Annotated in this window: 20 protein-coding genes; all 20 read right to left on the bottom strand. The window is 58.1% G+C overall.

Features of this window, described 5'->3' with window-relative positions; translation table 11 throughout:
- Positions 1–12: 12 nt before the first annotated feature.
- Positions 13–1,548, bottom strand: a complete 1,536-nt coding sequence (locus RGB73_RS09430) for a 2-isopropylmalate synthase (protein WP_310771256.1) — start codon at positions 1,546–1,548, stop codon at positions 13–15.
- Between the two features lie 56 nt (positions 1,549–1,604).
- Positions 1,605–2,627, bottom strand: a complete 1,023-nt coding sequence (gene ilvC, locus RGB73_RS09425) for a ketol-acid reductoisomerase (RefSeq protein WP_310771254.1) — start codon at positions 2,625–2,627, stop codon at positions 1,605–1,607.
- 55 nt (positions 2,628–2,682) lie between these two features.
- Complete coding sequence (gene ilvN, locus RGB73_RS09420; protein ID WP_310771252.1) at positions 2,683–3,189, bottom strand: acetolactate synthase small subunit; 507 nt, start codon at positions 3,187–3,189, stop codon at positions 2,683–2,685.
- Between the two features lies 1 nt (position 3,190).
- The gene (gene ilvB / locus RGB73_RS09415; protein ID WP_310771250.1) at positions 3,191–4,927 is read right to left on the bottom strand and encodes a biosynthetic-type acetolactate synthase large subunit; all 1,737 of its coding nucleotides are present in this window, start codon (positions 4,925–4,927) and stop codon (positions 3,191–3,193) included.
- 582 nt (positions 4,928–5,509) lie between these two features.
- A complete protein-coding gene (gene sat, locus RGB73_RS09410; protein ID WP_310771249.1) occupies positions 5,510–6,610 on the bottom strand; it encodes a sulfate adenylyltransferase in 1,101 nt (366 codons plus the stop codon).
- 20 nt (positions 6,611–6,630) lie between these two features.
- The gene (locus RGB73_RS09405) at positions 6,631–7,332 is read right to left on the bottom strand and encodes a phosphoadenylyl-sulfate reductase (RefSeq protein WP_310771247.1); all 702 of its coding nucleotides are present in this window, start codon (positions 7,330–7,332) and stop codon (positions 6,631–6,633) included.
- 126 nt (positions 7,333–7,458) lie between these two features.
- The gene (locus RGB73_RS09400) at positions 7,459–7,671 is read right to left on the bottom strand and encodes a hypothetical protein (protein ID WP_310771245.1); all 213 of its coding nucleotides are present in this window, start codon (positions 7,669–7,671) and stop codon (positions 7,459–7,461) included.
- Between the two features lie 201 nt (positions 7,672–7,872).
- The gene (locus RGB73_RS09395; RefSeq protein WP_310771243.1) at positions 7,873–9,036 is read right to left on the bottom strand and encodes a thiolase family protein; all 1,164 of its coding nucleotides are present in this window, start codon (positions 9,034–9,036) and stop codon (positions 7,873–7,875) included.
- On the bottom strand, positions 9,033–10,640 hold the full coding sequence (locus RGB73_RS09390; protein ID WP_310771241.1) for a long-chain-fatty-acid--CoA ligase: 1,608 nt from the start codon (positions 10,638–10,640) through the stop codon (positions 9,033–9,035). The genes RGB73_RS09395 and RGB73_RS09390 overlap by 4 nt, the downstream gene beginning before the upstream one ends.
- The gene (locus tag RGB73_RS09385; protein ID WP_310771239.1) at positions 10,637–11,665 is read right to left on the bottom strand and encodes an MBL fold metallo-hydrolase; all 1,029 of its coding nucleotides are present in this window, start codon (positions 11,663–11,665) and stop codon (positions 10,637–10,639) included. Before RGB73_RS09385 ends, RGB73_RS09390 begins: the two co-directional genes overlap by 4 nt.
- Before the next feature lie 11 nt (positions 11,666–11,676).
- Positions 11,677–12,648, bottom strand: coding sequence for an electron transfer flavoprotein subunit alpha/FixB family protein (locus tag RGB73_RS09380; protein ID WP_310771237.1), 972 nt, complete (start codon positions 12,646–12,648; stop codon positions 11,677–11,679).
- Positions 12,649–12,666: 18 nt separating this feature from the next.
- Positions 12,667–13,431 carry an electron transfer flavoprotein subunit beta/FixA family protein gene (locus tag RGB73_RS09375; RefSeq protein ID WP_310771235.1) on the bottom strand — a complete coding sequence of 255 codons (765 nt, stop codon included), beginning with the start codon at positions 13,429–13,431 and terminating at the stop codon, positions 12,667–12,669.
- Between the two features lie 48 nt (positions 13,432–13,479).
- A complete protein-coding gene (locus RGB73_RS09370; protein WP_310771233.1) occupies positions 13,480–14,805 on the bottom strand; it encodes an MFS transporter in 1,326 nt (441 codons plus the stop codon).
- 28 nt (positions 14,806–14,833) lie between these two features.
- On the bottom strand, positions 14,834–16,027 hold the full coding sequence (locus tag RGB73_RS09365) for an MFS transporter (RefSeq protein ID WP_310771231.1): 1,194 nt from the start codon (positions 16,025–16,027) through the stop codon (positions 14,834–14,836).
- Between the two features lie 42 nt (positions 16,028–16,069).
- Positions 16,070–16,486, bottom strand: coding sequence for a MaoC/PaaZ C-terminal domain-containing protein (locus tag RGB73_RS09360; RefSeq protein WP_310771229.1), 417 nt, complete (start codon positions 16,484–16,486; stop codon positions 16,070–16,072).
- Positions 16,487–16,501: 15 nt separating this feature from the next.
- A complete protein-coding gene (locus tag RGB73_RS09355; protein ID WP_310771227.1) occupies positions 16,502–16,930 on the bottom strand; it encodes a MaoC family dehydratase N-terminal domain-containing protein in 429 nt (142 codons plus the stop codon).
- Between the two features lie 40 nt (positions 16,931–16,970).
- Positions 16,971–18,140, bottom strand: a complete 1,170-nt coding sequence (locus tag RGB73_RS09350; RefSeq protein WP_310771225.1) for an acyl-CoA dehydrogenase family protein — start codon at positions 18,138–18,140, stop codon at positions 16,971–16,973.
- A gap of 53 nt (positions 18,141–18,193) precedes the next feature.
- A complete protein-coding gene (locus tag RGB73_RS09345; RefSeq protein WP_310771223.1) occupies positions 18,194–18,952 on the bottom strand; it encodes a beta-ketoacyl-ACP reductase in 759 nt (252 codons plus the stop codon).
- Between the two features lie 21 nt (positions 18,953–18,973).
- Complete coding sequence (locus RGB73_RS09340) at positions 18,974–19,825, bottom strand: MBL fold metallo-hydrolase (protein WP_310771221.1); 852 nt, start codon at positions 19,823–19,825, stop codon at positions 18,974–18,976.
- Positions 19,826–20,123: 298 nt separating this feature from the next.
- Positions 20,124–21,890: a sigma-54 interaction domain-containing protein gene (locus RGB73_RS09335; RefSeq protein WP_310771219.1), complete on the bottom strand. Its 1,767-nt coding sequence runs from the start codon at positions 21,888–21,890 to the stop codon at positions 20,124–20,126.
- Between the last annotated feature and the right edge of the window lie 21 nt (positions 21,891–21,911).

Genomic DNA, 21,911 nt, shown 5'->3' with positions numbered 1-21,911 from the left:
GCAAGGGATCCTCTAATTCACGCCGACGGGTACGGACTCGCCTCTGCGCTCCAGGATTTTGTTGATCGCACGCACGTACGCGATCGCACTCGCTTCCAGCACGTCGGTGCTCACACCGCGTCCCGTCACCGTGAGATCACCTTGCTGCAGTCGCACGAACACTTCGCCCAATGCGTCTTTCCCGTGTGTGACGGAGATGATCTTGTAGTCGACGAGGGTCACTTCTTCCCCTGTAGCGCGGTCGATCGCCTTGTAGATCGAATCAACCGAACCGTTGCCGCAAGCCGCTTCCTCGCTGGAGGTGCCGTCGGCGCGCAGCAAGCGAACGCTGGCTGTCGGCACCGAAATGTTTCCGTAGGCGAGCTGCACCGACTCGAGGCGGAAGGCTTCCTGTCCGCGTACCATCTTGGTGTCGACCAAGGCGAGAATGTCGTCGTCGCTGATTTCCTTCTTTTTGTCGCACAGCACTTTGAAGGCTGCAAACGCCGCATTCACTTCTTCTTGCTCAAGGTGGTAGCCCAGCTCGATCAGCTTCTCTTTGAACGCATGACGGCCGGAGTGCTTGCCGAGCACCAGTTTGTTCGACTTGAAGCCGACTGATTCCGGACGAATGATTTCGTACGTGGTGACTTCCTTCAGCACGCCATCCTGGTGAATGCCGGATTCGTGAGCGAATGCATTTGCGCCCACAACCGCCTTGTTCCCTGGAACGATCATTCCCGTCAGACGGCTCACCAATTGGCTGGTACGAGCGATTTCCTTCAGCTGGAGCTTGGTTGTCGCTTGATAGTAGTCCTTGCGAGTCTCCAGGGCAAGTGCCACTTCTTCCAGAGCGGCGTTGCCTGCGCGCTCACCGATTCCATTGATGGTGCCTTCGACTTGTGTCGCTCCCGCTTCCACGGCGGCCAAGCTGTTGGCAACGGCCATCCCCAGGTCGTCGTGACAATGGCAGCTGAGTCGAATGTTTTCGCACGCCGGCACCAAGCGTCTGAGGTCACTGAAGATTTGCCCGTACTGAATCGGGGTCATATAACCGACCGTATCCGGAATATTGACGGTAGTCGCTCCGGCCTTGATGACGGCTTCGACCACCTGCGCCAAAAAGTCGATTTCCGTACGCGCCGCGTCCTCTGCGGAAAACTGCACTTCCGTGAAGTACTTTTTCGCATAGGTGACAGCTTCCACGGCACGCGCCAGCACTTGCTCCTTGCTCATGTTCAGCTTGAACTGACGATGAATCGGGGACGTTGCAAGAAAGACGTGGAGGGATGCGTTTTGCGCGTTGCGGAGCGCTTCGTACGCCTTATCCATGTCGTCCTTGACGGCGCGCGCCAGGCTGACGATGGTAGCGTTTTTCACACGCTTCGCCACTTCGGCCACGGACTTTTGGTCACCAGGAGAGGCAGCGGCGAAGCCTGCCTCGATCCTCGTAACGCCCAACTTTTCCAGTTGAAGGGCGATCTCCACCTTCTCGTTCGTGCTGATGTTGACGCCCGGAGACTGCTCCCCGTCACGCAAAGTTGTATCAAAAATCTCAATGGTCCGCATGAACTTTTCACCTCCACATTTTTTCCTACATTATATATAGTCTGTGAATCGACCGATTACTGGCCGACTTTCGCTTCTTCTTTTTTCGTTTCTTTGTTCAGCCAGGACATCATGCCGCGCAGCTCTTTCCCCACTACTTCGATGCCGTGTTCTGCTTCCAGGCGGCGGCGGGAAGTGAAGCCAGGACGGTTCGCTTGGTTTTCCAGGATCCAGTTGCGAGCGAACGTACCATCTTGGATCTCTGCCAGCACTTTTTTCATTTCTTTGCGAGTCTCTTCGGTGATGATGCGGCGGCCTGTGCTGTAGTCGCCGTACTCGGCCGTGTCGGAGATGGAGTAGCGCATGCGAGCCAGACCACCTTCGTACATCAGGTCAACGATCAGCTTCAGTTCGTGCAGGCACTCGAAGTAGGCGATCTCAGGAGCGTATCCGGCTTCAACCAATGTATCGAAGCCCGCTTTTACCAGCTCGCTTGCGCCACCGCAGAGAACAGCTTGCTCGCCGAACAGGTCTGTTTCGGTTTCTTCGCGGAAAGTCGTTTCGATCACGCCTGCTTTCGTGCAGCCGATACCGCTGGAGTAAGCCAGCGCGATGTCTTTTGCGTTGCCGGTCGCATCTTGGTGGACAGCGATCAGGCCAGGTACGCCGAAGCCTTCTTGGTACACGCGGCGAACGAGGTGACCCGGGCTTTTCGGCGCGGACATGATGACGTCTACGTCAGCCGGCGGAACGATTTGCGCGTAGTGGATGTTGAAGCCGTGGGAGAAGCAGAGCGCTGCGCCGGATTTCAGGTTTGGAGCTACCTCGTCGCGGTACACTTGCGCCTGGCGCTCGTCTGGCATCAGGATTTGGACCACGTCGGCGCGCTTGGTTGCTTCCGCTACCGTCAGCACTTCGAAACCGTCTTTTACCGCAACATCCCAAGACTTCCCTGGGCGAAGACCTACGACTACTTTATAACCGCTGTCGCGCAGGTTTTGCGCTTGCGCGTGTCCCTGGCTGCCGTAACCGATGATTGCGATCGTCTTGCCGCGCAGTGCCTCTTGTTTTACGTCTGCTTCATAATACATTTTTACCATGTGTATAGCCTCCCTAAAATTTTTTAGATCGAATTTTTATTCTGAATTTTGCAATTTAAACCGTTGCGGCGGCTGTTGCTGGAACTATACTGCGGGCCATCGCTACGGACCCCGTTCTCGTCAGTTCGAGAACACCGTAGCTTTGCAGCAGGACGAGCAGTGCATCGATTTTTTCCGTGTCCCCTGTGACCTGTACGATCAACGAGCCGGGACCCACATCGACGATCGCGGCGCGGAACGGTTCGACAATTCCGTTCAGCTCAGCCAACTGGCTGGGGGTTGCGCTGACCTTGATCAGGGCAAGCTCGCGAGACACGTATGGATTGGCGCTGAGATTCGTAACGGAGATGACATCGATCAGCTTGTGCAGCTGTTTCATCAGCTGGTCGATCTGGCGGTCATCCCCCCCGGTCGTAATGATCATCCGGGACAGGCCCGCTTCCTCTGTTCCCCCGACGGTAATGCTGTCGATGTTGAAGCCGCGCTGCCCAAACAAGGTGGCGACCCTTGTCAGCACTCCGGGGTGATCGTTGACGAGTACGGCAATGGTATGTCGCTGCATCTTAAGCGTCCCCCAATTCCATCTGATCTAGTGTGTCTCCGGCCGCTACCATCGGATAGACGTTTTCACCCTGCGCGACACGGAAGTCGATCACGACCGGACCGTTGTGCGCGAGCGCCTCTGCCCACACCGCTTCCGCTTCCTGCGGAGTGGTCGCCCGCATGCCTTTCACGCCGTATGCTTCTGCCAGCTTGACGAAGTCCGGGCTGCAGGTCAGGTCGATCTGGCTGTACCGGTTGTCGTAGAACAGCTCTTGCCACTGGCGAACCATGCCCAGGCACTGGTTGTTGATGATGGCAACCTTGACCGGGATGTTGTACTGGGAGACAATCGCCAGCTCCTGATTGGTCATCTGGAAGCCGCCGTCTCCTACGACCGCGATTACCGTGCGATCCGGGTGAGCGATTTGCGCGCCGATCGCGGACGGGAAGCCGAAGCCCATCGTGCCAAGTCCGCCGGAGGAGATGAAGGAACGGGCGTTTTTGAACTTGTAGTACTGCGCGGTCCACATCTGGTGCTGTCCTACGTCCGTCGTGACGATCGCTTCCCCTTCAGTGGTGCGGTACAGCATTTCGATTACCGCCTGCGGCTTCAGGATGTCTCCTTCCGTCTTGTACTTGTACGGCTGCTTCTGCTGCCAATCCTTCAGCTGCTTGATCCATGCTTCGGAATCGCAAGCCGTCACCAGCGGGATCGCCTTTTCCAGCGTGCTCTTGACATCGCCTGTGACCGTTACCGCCGTCGCAACGTTCTTGCCCAGCTCGGCAGGATCGATGTCGACGTGCACGATGCGGGCATTCGGAGCGAATTCCTTGGTCCGGCCCATCGTGATGCGGTCGTCGAAGCGCACACCCAAACCGATAACGCAATCTGCGTTAAGCAATGCCTGGTTGGCCGTAAAGTTGCCGTGCATTCCCGGCATGCCGAGCGACAGCTCGTGAACCCCCGGGAAGCCGCCGAGTCCCATAAAGGTATTGATGACCGGGATTCTCGTCTTTTCTGCGAAAGCCCGCAGCTCCTGATCCGCACTGGCAGCGATGATGCCGCCGCCCGCCATGATCACCGGACGCTTCGCCGACTTGACCGCCTCGACAAAATCGTGTACCTCTTCATCGCTCGGCACCACGGAAGCGCGGTAGCCGCGGATTTCCACTTTCTCCGGATAATAGAACGGTGCGATGGCGTTGGCCACGTCCTTCGGGATGTCGATCAGCACGGGGCCCGGACGGCCGGTCGTCGCAATGTGGAACGCTTCTTTCACGATGCGCGGCAGATCGCGTACATCCCGGACAAAATAGCTGTGCTTCGTGATCGGCACCGTGATTCCCGTGATATTCGCTTCCTGGAACGCATCGGTTCCGATCAGCGACTGGGCCACGTTCCCCGTGATGCACACCAGCGGTACGGAGTCCATCTGCGCCGTCGCGATTCCTGTTACCAGGTTGGTCGCTCCGGGACCGGATGTGGCGATGCATACTCCCGGTTTGCCTGTTGCGCGGGCGTATCCGTCAGCTGCGTGGATCGCTCCCTGCTCGTGGCGGGTCAAGATGTGCTTGAAATAGCTCCCGTAAAGCGAGTCGTAGATCGGGAGCACTGCCCCGCCTGGATAGCCGAAAATGTATTCTACTTGCTCGAGGATCAAACACCGGAGCAATGTTTCTGCCCCTGACACCTCTTCGCCGAATTGAATCGGCGGAATACTGTTCTTTTTCTGCAATTCGGCCATTTCAACACTCATGTTCCTCTCCTCCTCCCACTTTCCAACAGGTATTGAAAATACCTATAACAAAATAGAAAAACCCTTTCGCCCCGACACGGTTCTATTTCCATGTCTTTTGGGGCGAAAGGGTTCGCGGTACCACCCAACTTCATCGGCGCCTCACGGTCGGCCGATCTCAGCCAGTCACAACGGACTGTAACACGCTAACGGGTGTCAGACGGTTTTGCCTACTAGCTGCTGGCAGGTTTCAGCAAAACGGCTCGGAGGCGAGCAATGCGAGTGCTCTTTGCCCGGTTCTCAGCCTTCCGGGCTCTCTGTAAAAGAGTGGACGCGCACCATCCTCGTCATAGCCTGCTATTATAACAATATTTTCAATATTGTTGTTGTCAGAAAATAAAGTGTTACGTCTGATTATAGCTAGGCACCTAGGGGGTGTCAACGAAAAGAACCACAAATTTTTCGACTTTCGTCCGAACGAATGCTCAGCAGAAAACGGCTTCGGAGCAACAGATTTGGGTGAAAGCGCATACACGGACAACCGGTTTTGTCCCTCAAAAAACCAAGAAAAAAGAACGGTCGCACCGTTCTCATATCTCCCTATCAACCTTGCAGCTCTCTTTCGCGCAGTCCCTCGATCAGCACCTGCGCCACTTCGGGACGGCTGAATTGCGGCGGCGGCGTCATGCCGTTTTTCAGCATTTCCCTCACTTTTGTCCCCGACAGCGTCACGTGACGGCTCGTATCGTGCGGGCACGTCTTCGTCGTCGCCATCCCTTCGCAGGCGGTGCAGTAAAAGCTGTGCTCGAAAAAGAGCAGCGAGATGCCCAGCTCTCCCGGCTCAAACTCGGAAAAGATGTGCTGTGCGTCATAGGTCCCGTAATAGTTGCCGACTCCGGCATGGTCCCGGCCCACGATGAAGTGGGTGCAGCCGTAGTTTTTGCGGACCAGCGCATGGAACACCGCTTCCCGGGGACCGGCGTAGCGCATGGCTGCCGGAAATGCCGCTAGCAGAACGCGCCCGGCCGGGTAATAATTCGCGAGAAGAGTCAGGTAGCTTTTCATCCGTACCTCCGCAGGCACGTCGTCTGACTTGGTTTCTCCCATAAGCGGATTCAGAAACAGCCCGTCGACGATCTCGAGCGCTGCCTTCTGGATGTACTCGTGGGCGCGGTGCACGGGATTTCGCGTTTGAAAGCCGACGATCGTCTTCCAGTTGTTCTTCTGAAATATCTCTTTCGTTTGCGCGGGGGTGAGGTAGTATTCGGCAAACTGCCCGGGTGCCGGCCGGCGAAGCACTTCGATCCTCCCGCCCAGGTACAGATCGCCCTTTTCAAACAGCTTTTTCACACCAGGGTGCGCCATGTCTGTCGTGCGGAAAACCAGCTGTGCCTCCCGCTCTTTGTCCGGACGGTAACGGCTTTCCACGTGCAAGATCGCGTAGTTGAGACCATCTTCGCCACGCAGCAGGACACGGTCTCCCGGGCCGATGTCTCCGCTGCTCCTCCCGTCCACAGCGAGAGTGACAGGCAGCGGCCAAACGGCGCCATTCGCAAGGCGCATCGTCTCCACCACCGACACATAGTCGGCTTCGGACAGGAAGCCGTTCAACGGTGAAAAGGCGCCGATCGCCAGACAATCGATATCGGATAAAGTCCACTTGTCTATCTGGATGCATCTTGCTGGCATCATTTCGAAAGCCATTTCCTTTGCCTCCCCATGCATCATTTATGCAGTCCGCATTCCGTTTTCTCATGCCCGGCCCATCGTCCAGAGCGCGGATCCTGGCCGGGGAGCACCGCACGTGTGCAAACACTGCAGCCGATGCTGGGGTAATTGCGGTCGTGCAATGGGTTGTAGGGGACACCATACGCATGTATATACTCCCACACCTGCGCCTGGGTCCAATCTGCCAGCGGATTGAACTTCACCAGTCCGAACTTGTCGTCCCATTCCACTTTTTTGGCGTTGGCGCGGGTCGGGGACTGCTCCCGGCGAATGCCGGTGATCCACGCCTGGTAGCCGGAAAGCACCTTTTCCAGCGGCTTCACTTTTCTCAGCTGGCAGCAGAGGTTGGGGTCGCGCTCCCACAGCTTGTCGCCATGCTTTTGGGCTTGCTCTTCCAGCGTCAACTCCGGCAGAACCTGGATAAACGACGTCCCGTACCGCTCCGCAAGCCGATCACGGGTATCGTACGTCTCGGGGAAGTGTTTGTTCGTATCCAAATAAAAGACGGGGATGGTAGGCGCCAGCTTGTGCAGCATGTCGATCAGCACGACGTCTTCCGCACCAAAGCTCGATGCGAGTACGAGGCCGCCCGCGTAATTTTCCACGGCCGTCACCAGGACGTCCATCGGCGCCTTGGCCTCCAGCCGGTATGCCCACACTTCCAACTCCTCATCCGCCATCCTATGGCGTTCACTCATCAGCCAATCTCCCTTCTTGCTTTGATTCACCCAACATCATATGTATAAAATAGGCAAGTGGCGCTTCGTCCCGTGAAAAGAATAGCGCTGCCGGACCTGTTTCGGCCCGGACAGCGCGCTTTTTTGTCACTTCTTGCTGTTTTCGTTTTCCGGGATCAGAAAGATGCCGGCAGGGCCGCAATTCGGCAATGGCGTCTCTTTCTGCTCGTACGCAATCCCCATTACGCTGGAAGGCGCCACGTAAGATTCATCGCTTTCTTTCGCAAACGCACCTGGCGCCAGCCATGCGGCACAGACTACGGCGGCAGCGCCCAGTGTCATCCATTTTTGTTTGTTCATCTCGTCTCTCTCCCTCTATCCATTGTTTTCCTGCAACGCTTTTAGTGTATGGCGTCAGGGTACTTTCCTGACACCGACGTTCGATGGTTTTTGCTTTCCATCTGAAGAAGGAGATGCTCTTAAGCCCTTGTCCAAATGGAGACGGGAGCCTGGAGAAAAAAGAAACGGCACCCGGGAAAGCTCCCGAGTGCCTGCACTATGTTATCGTTCAATGATCAGCGCGATTCCTTGGCCCCCGCCGATGCATGCCGTAACCAATCCGCGGCTTCCTCCCCTGCGCTTGAGCTCATAGGCGAGTTTCGTCACCAGCATGGAGCCAGTTGCCGCAATCGGATGGCCGTGGGCGATGGCCCCGCCCGTCACGTTCACGCGCTCGGGATCAAAGTGCAGCTCGCGATCGCATGCGATCACTTGGGCCGCAAACGCTTCGTTGATCTCGATCAGATCCATGTCGTCCAGGCGCAGCCCCGTCTTCGCGAGCAGCTTTTGCGTGGCAGGCACGGGCCCGATGCCCATGATGTTCGGATCGCAGCCGGCAACCGCCCAGGCTGTCACGCGAGCCAACGGTTCCAGCCCACGCTTTTCCGCTTCGCGGCCCTCCATCAAGACGAGTGCCCCCGCCCCGTCATTCACGCCGGAAGAGTTGCCTGCCGTCACGGTCCCGCCTTGCTTGAACGCCGGCTGCAGCTTTGCCAGGGCCGCCAGCGTCGAGTCCGGTCTGGGATGTTCATCGGTGTCAAACATGAAAGACTCGCCCTTTTTCCCCGGGACGTTCACCGGAACGATCTGCTCGGAAAACAGCCCCGCCTCCATCGCCATCTTCATCTTTTGCTGGCTTTGGTAGGAAAATTCGTCCTGCTCCTCGCGGCTGATCCCGTAGCGCTCCGCGAGGTTTTCCGCCGTGATGCCCATCGGCGGATTCCCGATGTCCGGCGGAGAGAGCTCGCGCCGGACGAACTTGGGCGGAGTGCGGTCGTACGCCTGGCTGGACGCCTCCATCAAAAACGGAATGCGCGTCATGCTTTCCGTCCCGCCTGCGACCAGGATGCGGGCGCTGCCTGCCATGATCGCTTCCGCTGCCAGCGCTACGCTGTTGATCCCGGAGCCGCACTGACGGTCAATCGTCAGTCCCGGGACCGTGACGGGCAGACCCGCCTTTAGCGCGGACAGCCGCGCAATGTTGCCGCCACCGTGGAGACAGTTGCCGAAAATGACGTCTTCCACTTCCTCCCCTTGCACGTCTGCACGCCTGAGTGCCTCCTGGATCACCAACGCTCCGTATTCGGACGGCTGCATGTCCTTCAGCGCTCCCCTGACCTTTGCGATCGGAGTGCGCACTGCAGAAACCAGAACCGCTTCCTTCATCCGACTTCTCCCCCTTTAGCGAGCTTTCGCTGCTGCTCTTCCTCCAGCAGTGTCCGACGGAGTATTTTCCCGACGGTCGTCTTGGGCAGCTCCGCGCGAAACTCGACGATGCGCGGCACCTTGTACCGGGCGAGCCGCTCATTGCACCAGGCGATGATCTCCTCCGCCGCCACCTGCGTGTTTTGACGCGTGACGATCGCCGCCTTCACCGTCTCTCCGCGGTAGGAGTCAGGCACGCCGTAGACGACCGCCTCTGCCACCGCCGGATGCTGGTAGATGACCTCCTCGACTTCGATCGGATAGACATTGTACCCGCCCGCGATGATCAGGTCCTTTTTCCTCCCGACGATGTAGAAGTACCCATCCTCGTCCATTGTGGCCAGATCCCCCGTGTAAAACCAGCCGTCTCTCAGGACAGCCGCCGTCTCCTCCGGCTTTTTCCAGTAGCCTTTCATCACCTGCGGGCCTTTGATGATCAGTTCACCCGGTTCGCCTGGCGGCAGCTCCCGCATGCCGGTCTCCATGTCCACGATCTTGCTGTCGGTATTGGGCAAGGGGATCCCGATGCTGCCCGGCTTTCGCCTCGTGGACGGATTGACGTGCGTGCCGGGTGAAGTCTCGGACAAGCCGTAGCCTTCGATGATCGGCACCCCTGTCTTGCGCTCGAACTCCTGCATGACCTCGACCGGAAGCGGGGCGGAGCCGCTGCCGCAGGTCTTGATGCAATCGAGATCGCCCGGCTGCAGGTCAGGATGGTTCAAGAGCGCGATGTACACCGTCGGCACGGCGGGAAAACCGGTGGGGCGGTGCTTGCGAATCAGCTTCAGGACCGTATCCACATCAAAGCGCGGGAGGCAAATGTACGCTTGGGCGTTGAAGATCGTTCCGTTCATCCGGCTCATGCCGTAGACGTGAAACAGCGGAGGCATTCCCAAGATTCGCTCCTCCACCCGCCTCACTCCGCCGCCGAAGGTAAAGCCTTGGTAGACCGTCGCCACCAGGTTGTGGTGAGTGAGCATGACGCCTTTGGACCGTCCCGTCGTTCCCCCTGTGTACTGCAGGACGGCGATGTCTTCCCGCGGGTCTACCTCCAGCGGTGGCATGCTGTTGTGCCGCTCGCTGATCAGTCGGTACAAGCTGTCTTCCTCGAACGATTCCGGATCAGCCCAGATGGTGAAGAGCTTTCCCGCGTACCCGATCTGCTCCAGTTTGGCTGCCTGTTCGCGATAGGCGATGAACCACTCGGCCTCCGAATCCTGAAGCAGATAGTCCAGCTCCGACGGCTGATACATCGGATTCACCTGAACGACGATCCCGCCCAGGCGATGGACCGCATAGTACGCCAGGATGTACTCCGCGCTGTTGGGCAGCATGATGGCAATGCGGTCGCCTTTGCGCGCACCGCGGCTGTAAAGGGCGGCAGCCAGGCGCTCCACATCGGTCTGCAGCTGGGCATAGGTCCATTCCCGGTCGCCGTCGATGACGGCCGGCCGCTGCGGGTAATCCTGTGCGGAGCGCTCCAGGAGCTGGTACAGCGAAATGCACGGAATCTCGACTTCCGGGAAGACCCCTTCCAAATACCAACGATGCCAAGGTCTTTTCACTTGACTCCCTCCCTTGTGTCATTTTTGTGATCGCTTGGCGGCTGCTGCCAAAAATAGTCCACGTACTCGCCGTGCATGCCGTGTACCGACAGGAACGACTGGTAATAGTCGTGAATCGGTTCGCCATGCTTGAGCAGCCGTCGCAGATGTTTGGCTACGCCCATTTTCTCAAAGGTCAGCAGGCGCGGTGTCTCGCGCACATTTTTGTGCAGGTAAAACACTTCCTGAAAAATGAGATCCTCTGGCGGCAATCCACTGCGTACAGCCTTCCGCACTTTTTCTTCCCGTCTGTCGACAATCGCCATGTACGTCTCCAGCATCCGCTTGTAATCCGCCCGGCCCACGACCCCCTTTTGATGGGACGTGACGTACGTATCTGCGTCGACGAGCAAGGTCCGTTTTGCCGACTCGATCATGTCGTCGACGTCGCTGTCCGCATTGTTGTACCACGGGCCAAACGAGGTCAAATCGAAATCGCCGACGTGCAGGACGCCGTGCTCCGGAAAATACGGACAGCAGAACCCTTCGCAGTGACCGGGCGCGTGCAGCATGACCGCCTTCACACCCGCCAGCTCGAACGGCCGGTCGTACGGATACACGGACTTTTGTACGCCGAGGATGCTCGACCATGCGATCTTTTCCCTGACGGCTTCCTCTCCGGACCGGGGCTGCCTCTCTTCGCGGATCATCTGTTTGGCCTTCTGCTCACCGAAGATGGCGTAGTAGCCGTTTGCCCTGGCGATCTCATCCAGATCGGAGAACTTGCGGACGTCACAGCCGTTGATCCACGCTCTGGCTTCGGGAAACAGGTACAGACCCCAAATGTGGTCGAGATGGTAATGCGTCAGGTAAATGTCGCGGATCCGATGCTCCTTTTTCAGGTGATCGAATACGGGGCGCCCAGCCCCGCAATCGATCAGCGCATCCTCTTCCTTTCCCTTGATCAGCAGGGACGTCGAATACGGCGTTCGGCTTTGCTTCTCCCCTATGAAAATTTCTATCGGACCGATCTGCAGATGGCTCATCGCTTCTTCCCTCACGTCATCTGCAGCGCTTTCCTGCACTCTTCGGTCAAAAGCGGCACGACTTCGAACAAATCGCCGACGATGCCATAATCAGCCACCTGGAAGATCGGTGCTTCGGGGTCTTTGTTGATCGCGACGATGACTTTGGCGTTCGACATCCCGGCCAGGTGCTGGATCGCACCGGATATCCCGCAGGCGATGTACAGGTCGGGCGTCACTACCTTGCCTGTCTGGCCGATCTGCAAGCTGTAATCGCAATAGCCCGCATCGCACGCTCCCCTGGAGGCGCCGACTGCTCCCCCGAGCACGGCTGCCAGCTCCTCAAGCGGCCGAAAGCCCTCCGCACTCTTGACGCCGCGTCCGCCGGAGATGATGATTTTGGCTTCGCTCAAATCCACTGTGCCTGCCGTTTTCCGTACGACTTCCCGCACGATGGTCCGCAAATCGGGAACAGTAGGCTCGAACGGTACGATTTTGGCCGCACCTCCGCCTTCCGCGACCGCAAAGTTGTTGGCCCGTAGCGTGGCAAAAACGGTGCCCTCTCGAAACACTTTTTTCTGGAATGCCTTCCCTGCGTAAATCGGACGAGTGAAGACGAGCTCCCCGCCCTGAACATCCACGCCGGTGCAGTCCGAGATGAGCCCGATCTGCAGGCGGGCAGCCACCCGCGGTGCAACGTCTTTTCCGATTGCCGTATGGCCCGCCAGGATCACGTCCGGTTGCACCTGCTCGATCAGCTGGACCAGCGCCCCCGCGTACGCGTCAGGCGTATATGACTTCCACGCCTCCCCCGCGATCTGAAAGAGGAGGCCCGCTCCGTGCTGCCCGATTTGTGCTTGAAAGGCAGCGGCTTGCTCCGAAAACAGGACGGCCTGCACCTCCCCGCCATCGGAGAGCTGCTTCGCCAACGTAAGCGCTTCCAAAGAAACATTTCTTAATTTTCCGTCTTTTTCTTCCGCCAATACGAGAATCCGTTTTCCCATCTTCCACTCCTCCTGTCTCTATAGCACTTTGGCTTCGGTGCGCAGCAGCGTGACCAGCTCGATTGCCTGGGCGGAAATGTCCCCGCTGAGGACCCGGCCAGCCTGTTTCTTCGCTGGCAAATACTGCTCAATCACGGCTGTTTTCGCTGTCTGAGTACCTGCTTCCAGCACCAGATCGGCGGCCTCGATATGCTCCACAGGCTTTTTCTTCGCTTTCATGATCCCCGGCAGCGAAGGGTATCGCGGTTCGTTCAGCCCTTGCTGTGCTGTCGCGAGAAAGGGAAGACCGACTTGGACCGTCTCCAGATCGCCTTCCACATCGCGTTCCAGGGTGGCTGCACCCTCGTCGATGCTCAGCTTGGTGATCGTCGAGACATGAGGAATTCCCAGCAGTTCGGCCACCCGAATTGCCACCTGGCCCGCACCGGAATCGACAGCCATGTTGCCGCCCAAAATCAGGTCGAAAGGACGATCCTTGATGCTTGCCGCAATCAGACTGGCTGTCACGTGTTCGTCCGCCGCGTCGGCCTGATGAATCAAGATCGCGCGGTCCGCTCCCATCGCCAAAGCCGTCCGGAGGGCTTCCTCCGCCCGCTGTGGGCCAACCGTGACCACTGTCACTTCGCCGCCGTGCTGCTCCTTGATGCGGATGGCTTCCTCGATGGCGTACTCGTCGTACGGATTGATGATGAATTTCACGCCGTCCTCCTGGATGAGGCCGCTTTGTATCACGATTTTTTCTTCCGTGTCAAACGTCTGCTTCAACAAGACGAAGATGTTCATGACGGTTTCTCTCCTCTCCAAAAACGTGCCCGATTTGCAAGGCCAAGGCTACTGCGCCACGGCTTCCGCCTGCTTCTTGGACAGCCATGGACCTTTTGTCATAAAGAGCAGCGGAATGTAGATGATGACTCCGACCGCCACCGCGACGGCGACCCATGTGCTCCACCCGCCCGAGGCGACGACGGAAGGCAGAACGAGGTTCATGATGACCGGCACCACGCGTATGATCGCGCCGTGCAATCCCCATGCGGACGACTGCAGCGATGCTTTCACGTCCTCGACATTCTCCGAGAACAGCGCATTCCACGGTCCGTACGTCACACCCATGAGGCCGCCCAGGATCGAGACGTAGACGATCATGGCCCCTTCGCTGACGTCGGTGCCGAACAGGCTGACGAAGTAAATCATGTAAACGGCAAAGAGTACAGCTCCCGTAAGCGAGACGATCTTGCGCAGCTGCAGCCGGTCTGATACCCAGCCGGCTACAAGCAGCGTGAGCAGGTTCAGGAACCAGAAGTACTTGGAAATGCCCGCAGCCTGATGCGCTTCAAATCCAAAGGAGTCGACCAGGATTTTGGGCCCGAAGCTGGCCATCGTAAAATAGGTGAGCAAAAAGAGCGAAATGCCGATGCTCGACAGCCACAGGTGGGGGACCTTCAAAACCTGCAGCATCAGGGAGCCTTCTTCCTTCTTCTCATCAAGCGCTGCCTTCTTGTTGATCTCTTTCATCGTCTCCTTCGAGTGAATGATTTGGGCCCGCAGCCGCGGAGAAAGGTCGCGAATGGTGAACAGGATGACGAGTGAGGATACGAGGGCGACGGTACCGGCGATGTAAAACTGGGATTGCCAGTGGCCGTAGATCGGGAGAGTCCAGCCCGCGATCGCGGCGGCGAAAAAGTTGGAGCCCACCGGACCAAACGTCCAGAAGCCGTATGCCAGCGCACGTCCCATCCGCGGTGAAAAGTCGCGGACGAGTCCTGCCGTCAAACCGAATGCGACGCCATCAACGAAGGATAAGACCACGCGAAGCACAAACAGCTGGGAGATCGTCTCCACGAAAGCCATGCCGTAGACGCAGACTGCCGTCAAAAACAGGCTCGGGACGAGGAACAGGACGCGGCCGTGACGGTCCGCCAACGGGCCGAAAACCAGGGAGGACAATGCCGCCGCGAGGATACAAATGGCGGACAAGATGCCGTATTGATGCAAATCCATGTGGAGATCGTTCAGCAAGAGCGGAAGCACGGGAGCAATCTGCGATTCATAAGAGGCAATAAAGTTCGCCAGGATGGCAATGAACAACAGCCAAATCCGAAAACCTCCCGTCGGATACGTATCTAGCCTACGGGAAAGAAAAGCTCCACCTCTCGACATGATCTCTCCTCCTTCAAATCATCCTTCCTCACGCCTGCTCCGCTCTTGCAGACAGCTTTTCTTTGACGCCCACCCGGATCATAAGTACGGCCAAAAGGAGCAAAGCGCAGGCAAAGAAATACGGAAAACGCTCGTGATAGGCAAACAACCAGCCGGCTATCAACGGACCAATCGTTCTTCCCAAACTGTTGAAGGTCATCTGAGATCCAAAACTGCTTCCCTGCGAATGAACCGTCGTCCGAAGAGAGATCGCAGAGGTCATTGCCGGAAATGCAAAACCCCGACAAAAGGCCAAGAGCGTAATCGCCACGAATACCCAGCCCACATTGGTGGACAGCCCGAGCGTCAAATAGCCGAGCGAACCGAACAGAAAACCCGTGACGATCGTCGCCCTCTCTCCCCACTTCTGATACATCATCGAGAACATCGCCATCTGGATCATGGCACCCACTCCGCCGTTGACCATGAACGCCCAACCCGCCATCGCCTGTGTGGAATGCAATGTATCCGTCAGAAAAAAGGACAGGGTGGACGTGATCGTCGCATCCGCCGTGGTGAAAGCAAGCGTTCCTCCCAGAAACGGCGCAATCGTGCGGTTGAACATCGCAGACAAATGGTTTCCCACTTGCAGGAAGGCCCATGGAGAAAGCCGCGCCCCTCCGCCTGCCTTTGCCGCAGGAGCCTCTGCCGGCAGCAGCCAAAAAGCGACAATGCCGTTTAGCACCGACAAGAACCCGACAGCCGCAAACGGCACCTGCAGCCCGAACACACTCAAAAAAGCGCCCAGCGGCGGACCGACGATAAAGCCAATCCCGTTGACAGATCCCATGTACGCCATGACGCGCGGCCTCATTTCCGGTTTGGACGCCGCGGCTGCCAGACTCAGCGACGACGGCATTACGGCGGAGCAAAGCGCCCCCGACAGAAACCGCAGCAGGAGCAGTACCCACACGTGGGGCGACAGCCCGACGAGCGCCGAGGTCACTCCGTATCCGACAATGCCCAGGATCAGGACCGGCCGTTTTCCCACCCGATCGGACAACGCCCCCCAAAACGAACTGAACAGCAGCTGGGCAATCGCGAAGGCAGACAGAGCCAGGCCCAGCTCAAATGTGCTGGCCCCTACATGCCTGGACAAGAACGGGAGTGTCGGCAGGATAATCCCGAATCCGATATTGGCAATAAACATCGTGGACATCAGAAACAGCACAGTCGTCGGCATCGCGTCCACTCCTATCCCCGAAGCGCGTTTTTCTGCTTCTCTCTAACGCAAAGTCAATGTGGCTTCCCCGCTGGTCAACGCCTTGCCCGGCTCGCGCTCTACGGCGAGCGAAAGCACGATTTTGCCGCCCTCTTTGCCAGTCACCTTTGCCCTGCAGGTCAGCACATCGCCGGGGAAGACCATTCCGGCGAAGCGAACCTTGAGCTCGCTGACGAACGCCGTCGTTCCCGCCAGCATGCCGGCGTACTGACCCAAAAAGCCCATACTCAGCATCCCGTGCGCAATCGTTCCGGGCAGCCCAACCTCCCGCGCCGTCTCTACATCCGTGTGAATCAGGTTGAAATCTCCTGAGGCACCTGCGTACTTGAGCAGCTGCACCTTGCTAATCGCAGGCTTTACGAGCGGTTCCAGCTCCTGCCCGACCTCGATACCCGACCAGTCCATCCGTACCTGTTGCATGGGGGATCCCTCCTCTCACCGCAAAATGACCGTGCTTTTTCCGGTAAAAACCAGCTGGCCGTCCAAGTCTTCCCCTCGGACTTCCGTCACGAGAAAGGTCATCTTTCCGCCCTGCTTGCCCTCTCTCTCGTATACGTCCGCCACGCGGCTGACACAGCGCAGCACATCGCCCGCGACGATCGGCCGCGTATATCTGTACTCTTGCCCGCCGTGCAGCACGCGGCTCAGTTCAAAGCGCACGTTTGGATTCGGAATGCGAAACGTGGTAGGAAACGTGGGTGGCGCCACGAGGCTGGCGTAACCATGGGCACGGGCAAAACCTTCGTCCGTACACAGCGGATTGTCGTCCCCGATGGCATGGGCGAATGCCCGGATCGCTCCCTTTTCCACCTCGACCAGCGTCGCTTCGCTGGTACTGCCTACAACTTTCGGATCGATCAGCATGCCTTACCCCTCCTTGTCGTATCGAAATTGCCGTCCGCCGTCACGCCAGCAGCTCGCCTACTTTGACGTTGCCTTTCAGCAGGTTGCGCGAAATGATGTAGCGCTGGATTTCATCGGTGCCCTCAAAGATGCGCCACAAGCGAATTTCGCGGTACCAGCGCTCGATTGGCAGCTCCTTCGTGTAGCCCATGCCTCCGTGGATTTGCAGGACGCGGTCGACGACGCGGTCGGCCATGTTGGAGCCGTACAGCTTGGCGATGGAAGACTGATGGCGGGCGTCCAGTCCGTTTTCCGCCATCCAGGCTGCGCGCAGCACGATCCAGCGGGTCGCTTCGATCTCGACCGCAGAATCTGCGATCATCCATTGGATCGCCTGACGCTCTGCGATCGGCTTGCCGAACGTATGTCGCGTATTGGCGTAGTCGATCCCCATCTGCAAAAGCCGCTCCGCTGCGCCCACGGCACGTGCCGGAATGACCCAGCGGCCTTGGCCGATCCACTTCATCCCCAGCTCAAAGCCTTTGCCGAGTTCGCCCAGGATGTTTTCCTCCGGCACTCGCACATTGTCAAAGACCAGGGAGGCCGGTCCCCACTCGCCCATCGTATGGATCGGCTCCGATCTCCAGCCCATGTCGCGGTCGACGAGGAAGCAGGTCACGCCGCCGCGCGCTCCTTTTTCCTTGTCCGTCACGGCGAACACCATCGCGAAATCGGCCTCGTTGCCGTTGGTGATGAATACTTTTTCGCCGTTCAGGATCCATTCGTTGCCGTCTTTCACTGCCGACATCTTGATGTTCGCAGCGTCGGAGCCGGCTCCTGGCTCGGTCAGGGCAAAGCAGGAACGGCGCTCTCCCTCAATGGTAGGGATGAGGTAGCGCTTCTTTTGCTCTTCGTTGCAGTAGTACAGAATGTTGTCGGCCGAACCTCCGAAGCTGAACGGAACGAAAGTGCGGCCCAGCTCCATCGTAATGAGTGCCGTCATGACCGGCCCCAGGTTGGCACCGCCGTATTCCTCGGGCGTATTGATTCCCCAGAAGCCTGCTTCTTTCGCTTTTTGGCGGATTTGCCGGATCTCTTCCTTGGTGATTCCTTCCCTGCCTTCGCGCTCGTTGCGGAGCACCTGCTGCTCCAGCGGCATCAGCTCGCGCTGGACGAAGTCACGCACGGTTTTTTGTACCATTTTTTGTTCGTCGCTCAACGTGAAGTCCATGTTTGCATCCCCCTAACGGTAATTTGGTTGGTTGGATTGTCTGGCTCTGTCGCCTAGCGGCTCCCGCCGTTTACGTAAATGACCTGTCCGGATACGTAGCTCGCGTCGTCGCTGACGAGGAAAGCGACCACATTCGCCACATCCTCCGGCTGGCCTACCCTTCGGAGCGGGATCCGTTCGGAAGCCAGCTTCTTGTTTTCCTCAAAATCGATGCCGATTCTCTCGGCAGTCGCACGGGTCATGTCTGTCGCGATAAAGCCGGGGGCGACTGCGTTCACGTTGATGTTGAACGGGCCCAGCTCGATGGCGAGCGTTTTCGTAAAGCCTTGCAGCCCTGCCTTTGCCGCCGAGTAGTTGGCCTGACCGCGATTGCCGAGGGCGGACGTGCTGCTCGTATTGACGATCTTTCCGTAGCCTTGCTTCACCATGTGCTTTTGCGCCGCTCTGCTCGCCAAAAAGCTGCCTTTCAAATGGACGTTCATCACGGTATCCCAGTCGTCCTCGGACATTTTGAACAGCAGATTGTCGCGCAAGACACCGGCATTGTTCACCAGAATGTCGAGTCTCCCGAAGTGGCCTACCACTTTTTCGACCGCCTGCTCCACTTCCTCGGCGACTGCCACGTTGCATCCGACCGCGACTGCTTCTCCGCCAGCCGCCTGGATCTGCTCCACGACCTCCAGACACGCTTCCTCTTTCAGATCCAGCACGCCTACCTTGGCGCCATCCTGCGCCAGCCGCTTGGCTGTCGCGGCCCCAATCCCGCGTCCCGCACCGGTGACGATGGCTACTTTCCCTTGCAATCGACTCATTCGCTGCCTACCTCCCTCGTTTTACACTGCGTAATACCACAGAATGCCTTCGTGTGGCTCTCCCGCTGCACGTCCCTGCTCCACGAGCAAGTCCAGATGCCCTTGCACCTCCGACAATCCGAGGAACAAGGCGTTTTCTTTCAGCCAGGGGAACAGCTCCCTGCATATTTTCAGGACCGTCCGCGGCTGCTCCGCCAGCAAAGACAGGATTTTTTCGCATCGCGCCGCCTGCTCCTCCCGCCGCCGGTCAATGAGCCCCTGATGGCCAGCAAACGGCTCGCCATGTCCCGGATATACCGTCGCAAACGGCATATCGTATACCCGCGAAAACGACTCTCTCATCTGCAAAAGCGGCTTGGGCCGCTCTCCGCTCGGCGGCTCCGGCGGAACGATAAAGGCGTTGGAGGAGATCTCCTGCAGGAGAAAATCCCCGACGATCGCATCGCCCGACGCCTGATCCCACAGGCAGATGTCCGACTGGCTATGGCCCGGCGTATGCAGAATGCTCCAATCCCTGCCCCCCGCTGCGATCGTGTCGCCGTCTTCCAGATAACGCACGTCCCGCCACTCTTCCGGGTGGTACTTCCGCTCGCGGTTCAAGATGTGGGCCGCACCGCACTCCCTGATAAATGATTGCATGAAGCTTTCCGTCCGGGCGAATTCCTCCTGTCCGTCCGTCAATGCCCGTTTCGCCTGACTGTGCACGAAGACGGCCGCTTCCGTTTCCTGAAGAATCGCCTGAACCCCTCCGTAATGGTCGGTGTGCATGTGAGTGACGACGATTTGCTCCACATCCCCAAAAGTGAGGCCCACAGCGTCGAGGCCTGCCCGCAGCTCCTGAACGGATGCCGGCCAATGCGTCCCGGTATCCACCAAGGTCACAGGCTCTTCAAGCAAAATGAATGCGTTTACATTTCCTTTTGCAAAATTCGTGGTCAGTTTGATCGGAATGACTCTCGTACCGATTCACCCCCTCCCATCGCGATCCCCGCCGGCCTGGTTCCCTTTCGAACTGGCTGGTTGATTTGTTTTCAATATTCAAACTATTGCAAGCGGCATGCCAATCTCCAAACAGGCAGAAAAAAACAGGAGCTGGGCCCCTGTCGCGAATCGTGATTCATTTTTGCATCACGAATCCGTCTCTGACGTGATTCATTTGTGAGTTTGCAATTCATTTTTGTATCCCCCTGGCAGACGCAGCCCCATGCGGCATTTCCAGCGGCTCGATGAAATGGGAGGTCGTCAGGTTGTACTTCTTGAGCTTCCGGACGATTGTCGCCTGGCTGGTCCCGAGCTCTTCCGCCAGCTTGTACGTGCTTCGGAACTGCTGCACAGCGAGCGCGAGCAATTCCTTTTCGGCGATCTCGGCCGCTTCCTTGAGCGGGATCAGACGGGAAAAGCTGATCGTCTTCTTTTCCTGCTCCTGATACTCATCCGGCAAGTCCTTGAGCGTGATGACCTTCGATGGCACCGTCAAGATCAGTCGTTCCACCAGATTGGACAGCTCCCGCACATTCCCGGCCCAATGATGGCGGTAGAAGAACTCCTGCATGCAGGAGCCGAACTGCTTGGACAGCTGGTATTTATGGTTCAGCTTTTGCAGGAAAAAACGGACGAGCGGCAAAATGTCCGGCTTGCGCTCGCGCAAAGCAGGGATGACGATGGGGATGACGTTCAAGCGGTAGTACAAGTCCTCCCGAAACGTACCTTCCCTGACCATCTGCTTCAAATCCCGGTTGGTCGCCGCGATCAGGCGGACATCCACTTCCTTGGACCGCGTGGCGCCGATGCGCTGGATCTGCTTTTCCTGCAAAACCCGCAGCAGCTTGACTTGCAGCGCCATGGGGAGCTCACCCACCTCGTCGAGGAACAGCACGCCTTTGTCCGCCTGCTCGAAGATGCCGCGCTTGCCCGTACGGCTGGCCCCCGTGAACGCGCCCGGCTCGTAGCCGAACAGCTCCGATTCCAAGAGGTCGTGGGGGATTGCTCCACAGTTGATCTTGACGAACTCCCCTCGCTCCCTGCGCTGGCTCGACTGGTAGATGTACCGAGCCAGCACGTCTTTTCCGACGCCGGTCTCTCCCAAAATCAGGACGGTGGCATCCACATTCGAGATGCGGTCTGCCATGTCGTAAATTTCCGCCATTTGCTTGCTCTCCACGATCACATCGGGGTCTTTGCGGCTTTTCGTCTTCAGCTTTTCCAGCTCTTTCTTGTACTCGTGGTTCTCCTCCAGTGCCCGTATGAGATCCTGATGCAGCCGGTTTTGCTTGGACAAGTCCCGCACGTAGGTGACCACCTTTTCAATCTGTCCTCGCTCGTCAAACACCGGGATCGCCGTTTTCAAGGTGTTCTGGTTGACGTCGTCCACACGCGGAGCCGTCCTGACAGGCTTCCCCAGCTCGACGACCCGAAAGGTGAGCATTTCCCGCAAGATTCCTGCGGCCATCAGATCCCGTACGTTCTTGCCGATAAACGCCTCCTTCGGCAAGCCGGTAAACCGCTTGATCGCCTTGTTGGTCCGGAGCGTCATGCCGTCCGGGCTGGTAATGTAGATCACGTCTTCCGAACTCTCCATGACGGCGTCCAGCTCCCGCGACAGCTCTCGCGCCTGCTGCTTGAGGCTGCTGGCGCCCTGGCCGTCCAGGACGACCCACATCGTGTGACCTTGCGCTAACGAATTCGCAGGCGCCGGCTGCCTCGCAAGCAAATACGAATGGGTACCGTCCCCGGCCAGGATCATGCCCGGCCCCCATTCCTCCCAGGAGGCAAACACCTCCGGCAGCGCGATCCCCGCCCCCGCCCTTACTCTTTCCTCCTGTTCCTTCATGACCGCAAGCTCTCGGAACCGCTCGTTTTTACCCACGATTGTCAAATCGCCCTCGGTCATCGCTATGGGAAACGGAATCGCTTCCAACCAATCTCGGACTTGCATCATCTACGCTCCCTCCTTCACCTT

Source organism: Brevibacillus brevis, assembly GCF_031583145.1.
Lineage (GTDB): Bacteria > Bacillota > Bacilli > Brevibacillales > Brevibacillaceae > Brevibacillus > Brevibacillus brevis_E.
The sequence above is the reverse complement of the archived record's forward strand: the minus strand, read 5'-3'. Positions and strand labels throughout refer to the sequence as shown.

Bases quoted from the DNA above. Each gene is read 5' to 3' on its own strand.
- ilvC (WP_310771254.1), bottom strand. From the start codon at position 2,627: ATGGTAAAAATGTATTATGAAGCAGACGTAAAACAAGAGGCACTGCGC.
- sat (WP_310771249.1), bottom strand. From the start codon at position 6,610: ATGGCTTTCGAAATGATGCCAGCAAGATGCATCCAGATAGACAAGTGG.
- RGB73_RS09405 (WP_310771247.1), bottom strand. From the start codon at position 7,332: ATGAGTGAACGCCATAGGATGGCGGATGAGGAGTTGGAAGTGTGGGCA.
- RGB73_RS09345 (WP_310771223.1), bottom strand. From the start codon at position 18,952: ATGAGTCGATTGCAAGGGAAAGTAGCCATCGTCACCGGTGCGGGACGC.
- RGB73_RS09400 (WP_310771245.1), bottom strand. From the start codon at position 7,671: ATGAACAAACAAAAATGGATGACACTGGGCGCTGCCGCCGTAGTCTGT.
- RGB73_RS09380 (WP_310771237.1), bottom strand. From the start codon at position 12,648: ATGGGAAAACGGATTCTCGTATTGGCGGAAGAAAAAGACGGAAAATTA.
- RGB73_RS09355 (WP_310771227.1), bottom strand. From the start codon at position 16,930: ATGCTGATCGATCCGAAAGTTGTAGGCAGTACCAGCGAAGCGACGCTG.
- RGB73_RS09430 (WP_310771256.1), bottom strand. From the start codon at position 1,548: ATGCGGACCATTGAGATTTTTGATACAACTTTGCGTGACGGGGAGCAG.
- RGB73_RS09360 (WP_310771229.1), bottom strand. From the start codon at position 16,486: ATGCAACAGGTACGGATGGACTGGTCGGGTATCGAGGTCGGGCAGGAG.
- RGB73_RS09350 (WP_310771225.1), bottom strand. From the start codon at position 18,140: ATGGACTTCACGTTGAGCGACGAACAAAAAATGGTACAAAAAACCGTG.
- ilvN (WP_310771252.1), bottom strand. From the start codon at position 3,189: ATGCAGCGACATACCATTGCCGTACTCGTCAACGATCACCCCGGAGTG.
- RGB73_RS09335 (WP_310771219.1), bottom strand. From the start codon at position 21,890: ATGATGCAAGTCCGAGATTGGTTGGAAGCGATTCCGTTTCCCATAGCG.
- ilvB (WP_310771250.1), bottom strand. From the start codon at position 4,927: ATGAGTGTTGAAATGGCCGAATTGCAGAAAAAGAACAGTATTCCGCCG.
- RGB73_RS09370 (WP_310771233.1), bottom strand. From the start codon at position 14,805: ATGTCGAGAGGTGGAGCTTTTCTTTCCCGTAGGCTAGATACGTATCCG.
- RGB73_RS09375 (WP_310771235.1), bottom strand. From the start codon at position 13,431: ATGAACATCTTCGTCTTGTTGAAGCAGACGTTTGACACGGAAGAAAAA.
- RGB73_RS09395 (WP_310771243.1), bottom strand. From the start codon at position 9,036: ATGAAGGAAGCGGTTCTGGTTTCTGCAGTGCGCACTCCGATCGCAAAG.
- RGB73_RS09385 (WP_310771239.1), bottom strand. From the start codon at position 11,665: ATGAGCCATCTGCAGATCGGTCCGATAGAAATTTTCATAGGGGAGAAG.
- RGB73_RS09365 (WP_310771231.1), bottom strand. From the start codon at position 16,027: ATGCCGACGACTGTGCTGTTTCTGATGTCCACGATGTTTATTGCCAAT.